Raw genomic sequence first — 1,506 nt, 5'->3', positions numbered from 1 at the left:
GACGCCTTTTTCTACGCAACCACAGCAGCGGCACAGTAAGTCATGAAAGATCAGACCATGTCGAACATCGAAACACGAAACGAAGGGATGCGGATTGGCGGTGAGATTGTCTTTACCGACGAAACTGTTCCGGTGCTTTATCCCTATACCAACGAGGTGGTGGGTCATGTCCCGGCCGGAACAGCCGAACATGCACGCAAGGCCTTCGAGATTGCGGCGAACTACACGCCCAAGCTGACCCGGTATGAACGCAGCCAGATCCTGCAGCGCGCGGGGGAACTGATCGGAGAAAAGCGTGAGTATCTGGCCAAATGGCTGACGCTGGAACTTGGCATCTGCCACCAACATGCGATCTACGAAACCAAGCGCGCACAGGATGTGTATCAATTCGCGGCAGCCGAAGCGCTGAAAGATGATGGCGAGATTTTTTCGTGCGATCTGACCCATAATGGCAAGGCCCGCAAAATCTTTACCAAGCGCGAGCCGGTGAACGCGATCAGTGCGATCACGCCATTCAACCATCCCCTGAACATGGTCAGCCACAAGATCGCGCCGTCGATTGCGACCAACAATTGCATGGTCTGCAAGCCGACGGAACTGACCCCGCTGACCTGTCTGACGCTGGCGGATATTCTGTATGAGGCGGGTTTACCGCCCGAGATGTTCCAGGTTGTCACCGGCTGGCCCGCTGACATCGGGGATGAGATGATCACTAACGAAAATATCGACATCATCACTTTCACCGGCGGCGTGCCTGTGGGCAAGATGATTGCCGAAAAAGGCGTCTACAAACGTCAGGCGCTGGAACTTGGTGGAAATGATCCTCTAATCGTCCTCAACGACCTCAGCGACGCCGATCTGGACAAAGCCGCCACGATTGCAGTTGCAGGTGCCACCGGCAATTCCGGCCAGCGCTGTACGGCGGTCAAGCGCATTTTGGTGCAGGAAAGCGTGGCGGACAAGTTTGTGCCGCTGGTGCTGGAGAAGGCCAGGAAGATCAAGTTCGGCGACCCGCAGGACCCCGAGACCGAACTGGGCTGCGTGATCCACGACAAGGCGGCAGAGCTGTTCGAGAAACGGGTCTACATGGCCGAGGAAGAGGGCGCGGAAATCCTCTACCACCCCGGTCGTCAGGGCGCGCTGCTGCCGCCCATCGTGGTCGACAAGGTTCCCCATGACAGCGAATTGGTGATGGAAGAGACCTTTGGCCCCATCGTCCCCATCGTGCGCGTGCCGGACAATGACGCAGAGGTGATGGCAATCTCGAACTCGACCGAGTTTGGCCTGTCCTCGGGTGTATGTACCAATGATCTGAACCGGGCGATCGCCTATATCAACGGACTGGATGTCGGCACCTGCAATATCTGGGAACAACCGGGGTACCGGATCGAAATGTCCCCCTTTGGCGGCATCAAGGACAGCGGCAACGGCGTCAAGGAAGGCGTCATCGAAGCGATGAAGTTCTTCACAAACGTCAAAACATATTCCCTGCCCTGGCCAGACTGA

The 1,506-nt window shown here is 57.0% G+C and carries 1 protein-coding gene; it reads left to right on the top strand.

What is annotated here, in order from left to right; translation table 11 throughout:
• The first annotated feature begins 42 nt into the window (after positions 1 to 42).
• Entirely contained in the window at positions 43 to 1,506 is a 1,464-nt protein-coding gene (phnY, locus tag AC2FEE_RS25575) for a phosphonoacetaldehyde dehydrogenase (RefSeq protein WP_496868224.1), read from the top strand.

It is taken from the genome of Ruegeria sp. YTSC199, from assembly GCF_059609725.1.
The sequence above is the reverse complement of the archived record's forward strand: the minus strand, read 5'-3'. Positions and strand labels throughout refer to the sequence as shown.